Here is a 7,963-nt window from a genome sequence, read left to right as displayed (position 1 = left end):
TTTACTGATACTACCAATAAACAACTGGTTATAAACGGCATTGTGCTCCGCGATACAAAAGCTACCTTGTACAACCTGCAGGGAAGAGAGGTTGCCTCTACTCTTTTAAATACCTACAGTACGTCGCAGTATATGGACATTAGTACACTACAAAATGGTGTGTATATCGCAGTAATCCATAACCAACAGCAAAATGTTGTGAAGAAAATTGTGGTAAAATAACTAGTACAAAATTTTAAATATTATTCTTAAAAAGAGTAATATTGTTAAAGTTATTTAATTAAATCTGATGAAAAAAATCTATCTACTACTAGCAGTCTTATTTATACAATCCAATGTTTTTTCACAAATGGAAGAGGACGGATGGTATTTAAGTTTTGGTGTCAATGCTATAAACAATCTCGGTACACAATCACCGATTAATAGTCCAGACGATTGGTATTTTAATTCTGTTCCAGCTACGCTCAGTGCAGAATTTAATTGGGCAGGTAATTTTTCCATAGAGCCATCCTTATCGTACAATCAAATTAAATCGGGTAAGTCTTTAGATGGTGGACAATTAGATAAAGACTATGATTACATTGCCTTAGATACGCATGTAAAGTATTATTTTGGTAAATTTCTATTGCCAAAATCTAATAGAATAGAATTGTATGCCAATGCTGGTTTAGGCTTTTTTCATATCGACGAAACAAATATATCGGCAAATCTTGGTGGTGGCATTTTATTTTGGTTGTCAGACAAAAAAAATATAGCCCTTAGAGCACAAACCATAAGCAAATTTGCCTTTAATCATCCAAAAAGTGGTTTTGACAATAACCATTTCTTATACAATCTACAGTTAGTATTTAAGATGAACTAAAGGAGCATTTTAAAAGTTATACAACTTAAAACCTTACCATTAAAAAAAACAAAAATCTCATCTAAAAGGTGAGATTTTTTGTTTGATAGCAAGTTAAAACGCTGATTATACTATGTTATCAATTTAAATTAATGCGCCTATGAGTTTTATTGGATTACAATGTGTACACCAAATTAGATTGTATAGTATTTCTTTTATTTACGCGACCAATAGATTATAGCTGTGTAAACATATTATTAAGGCTATATTAATTATTAAATTTTAGCTATCTATTTTGTTATGATTTATAATAAAATTATATATTTGACAACCTTATGATTATTTAACCCTTTATCTACATCTTCTTAATCTCAGAAACTATAGAATAATTAGTAGCATGAGATACATTTACGCATTTATAATTACACTTTTTATTGGCAATTTAGGGTTTGGACAGGCAACTGATTTATTCATTTCAGAATATGGAGAAGGTTCGTCTGGTAATTCCAAATATATAGAAATTTATAACGGTACTGGTACTACTGTCAATTTAGCTAACTATGAATTACAAAGAGTAACAAACGGTGGTAGTTTTCCGGAAGCAACGCTAAGTCTTAGTGGTAATTTAGTGAATGGAGCAACCTATGTCGTGGCAAATAATAGCACAGATACGCCAGGCGCTGACTTGTACAATTCATTTTGTGGCTGGAATGGCGATGATGCTGTCGCATTAGCCACATCATCTGGTACACTATTAGATGTTATTGGTGACGAAAACACACATTCAGATCCAGGATCCTCTTGGCAAGTAGGTACTTCAGGCTCTACAAAAGACCACAGGTTAGTTAGAAAAAGCTCAATATGTTCTCCAAATTCTGACGCTTCCCAATCATTGGGTACTTCTGATGCTCTTTCTGAGTGGACATATGCTTCTTACTCTACTGGTTCGGCTCAAGCAGGCCATACAGCAGATTGTTCTGGTGGTTCACCAATCACTTCTGTAGAATTTGCTTCGGCTTCAGCATCTGTGTCTGAAGGTGTAGGAACAACCGATTTAACTTTTTCGATTACAAATCCTGACGGCACCAATGCTACCTCTTTTGATGTAGAATTAACTACAGGTGACAGTACAGATATTAACGGTTACACAACACAAACTGTAACCTTTGCTGCTGGGTCTTCAACCGACGAAACTTTAACTATAACAGTTACTGATGACACTATTTTTGAAGGTGATGAAACCTTAACGTTCACTATTACAGGTGTTACTGGTGGAAATAATGCTACGCTGGGAACTCAGTCAACGTTTGACTTAACAATAGAAGAAAATGATCCAAATCCAGCAGTGGCTTTTTGGCACGAGCCTTTCAACAATAACAATCTTTATACAGTAACTGCTGGTGGTGAGGGCAATGATGGAACTGAAGATTATTTTCAGATTACTGATGGCTCAAACATCAATGAATCCTACACAAATATAGACGGAACTTTCCACGCTTCTCAAGACATAGATGATGGAGGATGGACAAATAGTGATTCTCCAAGCCAGCTAACTTGGACAGAGATTGATGTTAGTGAATTTACTACATTGTCCTTTAAAGGATCTTTTGCTTCTAATGGTGGTGGTATTGATAACACAGACTTTGTCTTGGTTGAGTATCAAATTGATAGTGGTGGCTGGGTAAATTTATTAGCTTTTGAAAATACAGGAGGTTTTAATAACAATTTTTTTGAGGATACTGATTTTGATGGTACAGGAGATGGACTAGAACTTTCAGGTACATTTCAAGAGTTTGAAAAATCAATTCCAGTTGGTTCTATTTTAGACTTAAGAATCACAGTTTCCGTAAATTCTGGTGGTGAAGATTTGGCTTTTGACAACTTTAAAGTTAATGGTATCTACAATGGTTATGCATATTCTAACGGTTCTTGGTATCCTGCGGATCCTGATGGAACTACTGCTGCATCAGACGCCATTGTAACAGATGGTACAGCCGTTTTATCTACCAATGCGTCATTAAATCAGGTGATCATTAAATCAGGAGCAAGTTTAACGATAAATCAAGGGGTTACCTTGACTGCTAATACCTTAGATTTAGAATCAACCTCATCTTCCTATGCTAGTTTAATTAATAATGGTACAATTACTGGTACAATAACCTACAACCGCTATACCAACACTATTGGTTCTGGCTCCACAGGGGGTAATGATTTAATTTCCTCGCCTTTTAGCGGTCAAACATTTGGTGCTTTTGCTACGGCAAATGATGGCGTGTTATCCGCATCGGGTACGCTACGCGCCTTTGCGCCTTTTAATACAGGCTCGGGTAATTATGAAAATTATGATACCAGTACAGATAATGCTACGGAAATTGAAGCTGGTACCGGTTACAGGGCCGCTACAGATAGCGGGGAGTCATTGGCTTTTAGTGGTACCTTAAATAGTGGGGATATTACTGTTTCACTATCTGACGGAGCCAGCAGTTATTGGAACCTTATAGGTAATGTATATCCTAGTTATTTAGATTTAGGTGACTTTTTAGCTACTAATGATAATACAATAATCCAAGATGCATTTTATGGTATTTATGGTTATGATGCTAATGCTAGTGATGGCAGTGTATTTACTATTTGGGATTTGAATACGGATGGTGACTTTCTTATTGCTCCTGGACAGGGCTTTTTTGTTGCAGCCCCATCGGGTGGTGGCACATCTGTGACATTTACAGAAAGTATGAGGCGTACAGGAGTTGCTGATGATTTTATAGTTGGTAGAGGCCATAATAATACTGGGGTAACACGTGCAGGAATTAGTCTAAATACTGCATCTAAATCTTATGTAACCAATTTTTATTTTAGGGATATTAACACATTAGGATTAGATCCTGGTTACGACACAGGCGCCTTTGACCAAGAATCAGATGGTTTGTTTTCTAATTTAGTGGCAGACGATATTGGTATTGCCTTGGTAAACCAATCACTACCACTGGAAAGTTTATCTAATGTTTCTATACCGTTAGTTGTAAACGCCACTGCAGGAGAACAACTTAATTTTAGTTTAGATTCTAATACAAGCTTACCAGCCAATATAGAGGTCTATCTTGAAGATATATTAACTGGTACGTCTACATTATTAAACACCAGCGATTATATATTTACACCAACATCTAATCTTTCAGGGCCAGGACGTTTTTATGTTGTGTTTTCTGATAATGCATTGGGTGTGAACGAGGACAGTTTAAATAATATAAATATATATGCTTTAGAACGAGAACTGTTTATTAAAGGGCAACTTGCACATAATACCAATGCAACTTTATTTGATATGCAGGGCAGGGCTGTTTTAACAGTAAGTTTAGATACTGAGAGCCAAATCAATACTATTGATATAAGTGGGCTATCAAATGGCATCTATATCGTTCAGTTGTCGGATATAGAATACAGTAAATCTAAAAAAGTAATACTTAAATAAAAGTAAAACAATTTTCAGTTATATTTTGGGACTTATGGATAAAGAAAAACAAATAACACGAAAAGAGGCACTAAAAAAAATGGGGAAATATGCAGCAATTACCGCGGTAGGTACATTTATGATCCTAAATCCCCAAAAGGCACAAGCAGATTCGCCACCTGATGCAGGGGGTAATCCTTTTGATTAAAGACTATTCTAAAATAACATCTTATTATTTTTTAATTTGAAGAGCAGATCTTAAAATCTGCTCTTTTTTATGTTTAGTAATTAACTAACATCGTATAAGTTTTTTTTACAAATTAGATTTACATAAAATACCATGTAATAGCTAACCTGACAGCATTTAAGTTTTCAACACGAAAACGTTTGCGTATTTTGAAAATATATAATTTAATACTAATTTTAAAACTTATTAGTACAAATCTATGATAAGCTTATGAGAAAATTTTACTTATGTTTTACGGTTTTAATCGGCACAATATTTACTTTAAATGCTCAACAAAATGTATTCAGTCGAAGTGATGCGGGAACCGGAAATTTTGGTGATGCATTTTTACCTTGGTACTATCAAGCATCAAATAATAACCTAGGCGATCCTGATAATGGGAATACTGTCCGCAATTTTGTTAAAATAGGACATAACAATAATACAACCATGACAACCAATGGTCGTTATTATATTGTGAATACTTTAGATTTTGAAGCCGCAGCCACTTCTGCGAGAACCATCAACAATTCTGGTGGTGGTTTGTCAGCTTCAGGTGGAATATATAATGCCTCATCAGCAACACACGTATTTGATACTCCTATAGGTATTGATGGAAGTACGGTTCAAATTCATTCTAATTCAACTGGTGGAATGACCTTTAACAACGATATATTCATTAACGCCAATACAGTACAGTTTGGAAATACTGGAACTGGTGTTATCACTGTAAACGGAACAATGCAAGGTACAGGTAATGTAGAAAAGATTGGTACAAATAACCTAATCGTAACAGGCTCTCATACGTATAGTGGATCTACAACAATAAATGCTGGTCGATTAATACTTCAAGGAGATGTTGCAAATAGTGTGTTTACTGTAAGAAATGGAGCGACCTTAGAAATCGATAACTCTGTTACCGTTAGTGGCATTACCGTTGAAGGCGGAGGAGCTTTAATCGTAAATTCAGGGAACACCTTAACCACTACAACTGGAATAATCTTAACATCTGAATCCACACGCTATCCAAGCCTTATCCTTGACGGCACAATTTCAAGTTCCTTACGGTATGATCGCCATGTTAATGATAATGATGCGGTAAATGGTAATGACTTAATCAGTGCACCCTTAACAGGCCAAGCATTTAACGTGTTTATAGATAACAACACTAATATTTTAGCGAACCCAAGTGGTACTGACGTGTTGTTTGGACCATTCGATAATGATGACGCTATTAACCCGTTTGTTCTTTGGGATGAAGAAAATACAACCACCTTAACAGCCGGGATTGGCTATAGAACAGGATTAGATCCTACATCTATATCAGACCTAGTATCCTTTGAAGGTACAGCAAATTCATCGGATGTTCTTGTGGCCATCGATCAAGGAACTGCTAGTATTTTAAATTTGGTGGGTAACCCTTTTCCTTCATATTTAGATGCGCAAGCCTTTTTAACAGAAAACGCAGGCGTTCTAGAATCAACAGCTCAAGTGATCTATGGTTATAACGACAGTACAGATGGCACATCATCTGACGACTATACCATAATCAGTACCTTGGAGAATAATACTTTAAACATTGCGCCAGGACAAGCCTTCTTTGTAGCTTCAAATAGTGCAGGTGGAGATATCGAGTTTACAACGAGCTCACCAGACATGAGAATCACCTCAGACCAAGATGATTTTATTGCAGGACGAAATGCAGCGTCAACTATAACGAATGTAAACATCAGCTTAACCAATGCCAGTGATGATTTTATCACTAAAGTATTCTTTACTCCATCTTCTGGTTTAGGATTAGATCCAGGTTATGATGCTAGTTTAATTGGAGGTGTAGCACCCGAATTTGCGTTATTCTCACATTTAGTACAAGACAATATGAATGTACCTTTTGCAACTCAAGCTCTTGGCGAAAATGATTATAATAATACAACTGTGGCTTTAGGAGTCAATGCCAATTTGGGTGAACAATTGACATTTAGTATTGCTGACAATACATTACCAGCATCTATAGAAATATATTTAGATGATACAGAAAACAGTACATCTACCCTGCTTAATTCGGGCGATTATGTCTTAACACCGGTTACAAGTTTGTCTGGAACAGGACGATTCTATCTTAGGTTTTCAAACAATGCATTAACTACAACTGAGCAGCGTCTAGATCATGTGACGGTTTACACCAATCAATCCACCCGAACCATTAATATTTCTGGACAGCTTGATGAAGGTACCATTGCTATGGTATATGATGTCCAAGGAAGGAAAATCATTACACAAAAACTTTCTTCTGAGTCAATATTACAACGCATAAACTCAGATGATTTAAGCACAGGCGTTTACATCGTAAAACTTTATACTAAAACTAAAAGCAAATCCGTAAAGCTCGTTATTAGATAAACAGCTGAAAAATAATTATTTTAATTTGAACTCAAAATTTATATTTATGAAAAACCTCTACTTATGTTTTACAATTTTAACTTGTAGCTTGTTTACTTTAAATGCTCAAGCGAACTACTCAGGAAATGGAAATACTGGTTTTGGCGGGCCTGTTGGACCTGCAACTATGACAATAAGCGACGATGGTACTACGATTACTGTGAGTTTTACTAAAGGTGGAGGCGATTTTAACGATACTATGGTGATGTATATTTCTAACGGTAATTCGGGTAGGTCTACTATTGATGGTAACGTCAATGATACCGCTGATTCCAATAGAAGAGCTATCTCAAACACTGGGTCAGGTGATATATCATTTCCTACAGGCTTTGAGGCAACACATGGTATAGCAATTAATACTGTATTTGGAGGATTATGGGAAATACCTTCAAGTGGATCAATTGGAGATAATGGCCTAAATTATATTGATGCTGTAGGTGGCCCTGCATTAAGTACTGATGCATCTTTTTCATTCACCTTTGACTGGACTGAAATAGGATTGACTAATTTAGATGGTTTTGAATTTGTCATTACCTACGGTAACCCAAATGATAATGGCTCTAATATGTTTTCTTCAGATGAGGCATTTGGAGATGGTGTTGGCTCGGGTAATCCTGGAACAGCAGCTTTTTCATTTTCAGGATCAAGGAATTACGAAAATATATTATCAACGTCAGAAAATACTTTAGATAATATGACGATCTTTATCAATCAATCAAGCAGAGAACTCATTATTTCTGGACAACTGGAAAAAGGTACTGTAGCTAGAGTGTATGATATTCAAGGTAGATTGGTTTACAATACAATTTTAAATTCAAGTTTAAATACCAAAACTATTAGTTTGAAAACGGTAAGTTCGGGAATTTATATTGTTAAATTAAGTCATAATAAAAACTATAAAACTGAGAAAGTAATATTAAATTAACATAAACCTAAGAGCAACTTCTAGAGTATTAAATAATTGAAAAAAATACGTTTTTTTATAACTTTTAAAAATATTTAATTA

5 protein-coding genes are annotated in these 7,963 nt (G+C 35.4%); all 5 read left to right on the top strand.

The genetic code is table 11. The features are described 5' to 3' along the window. Positions 1 to 222: T9SS type A sorting domain-containing protein (locus tag DUZ96_RS12815; protein ID WP_147267084.1), on the top strand; the 222-nt coding region annotated here is incomplete at its 5' end. A 67-nt stretch (positions 223 to 289) separates the two neighbouring features. Continuing rightward, positions 290 to 862, top strand: a complete 573-nt coding sequence (locus DUZ96_RS12810) for an outer membrane beta-barrel protein (RefSeq protein WP_114302325.1) — start codon at positions 290 to 292, stop codon at positions 860 to 862. Between the two features lie 376 nt (positions 863 to 1,238). Next, on the top strand, positions 1,239 to 4,313 hold the full coding sequence (locus tag DUZ96_RS12805) for a lamin tail domain-containing protein (protein WP_114302324.1): 3,075 nt from the start codon (positions 1,239 to 1,241) through the stop codon (positions 4,311 to 4,313). 436 nt (positions 4,314 to 4,749) lie between these two features. Then, entirely contained in the window at positions 4,750 to 6,918 is a 2,169-nt protein-coding gene (locus tag DUZ96_RS12800; protein ID WP_114302323.1) for a T9SS type A sorting domain-containing protein, read from the top strand. 46 nt (positions 6,919 to 6,964) lie between these two features. Continuing rightward, a complete protein-coding gene (locus DUZ96_RS12795; protein WP_114302322.1) occupies positions 6,965 to 7,882 on the top strand; it encodes a T9SS type A sorting domain-containing protein in 918 nt (305 codons plus the stop codon). Positions 7,883 to 7,963: the final 81 nt, after the last annotated feature.

This window comes from Winogradskyella sp. KYW1333 (assembly GCF_003335675.1).
In the GTDB taxonomy this organism is placed as follows: Bacteria; Bacteroidota; Bacteroidia; order Flavobacteriales; family Flavobacteriaceae; genus Winogradskyella.
Note: the sequence above shows the minus strand (reverse complement) of the source record. Positions and strands in the feature narration are given on the sequence as shown.

Coding starts and splice junctions, on each gene's coding strand:
- DUZ96_RS12810 (WP_114302325.1), top strand. CDS start 290: ATGAAAAAAATCTATCTACTACTAGCAGTCTTATTTATACAATCCAAT.
- DUZ96_RS12805 (WP_114302324.1), top strand. CDS start 1,239: ATGAGATACATTTACGCATTTATAATTACACTTTTTATTGGCAATTTA.
- DUZ96_RS12795 (WP_114302322.1), top strand. CDS start 6,965: ATGAAAAACCTCTACTTATGTTTTACAATTTTAACTTGTAGCTTGTTT.
- DUZ96_RS12800 (WP_114302323.1), top strand. CDS start 4,750: ATGAGAAAATTTTACTTATGTTTTACGGTTTTAATCGGCACAATATTT.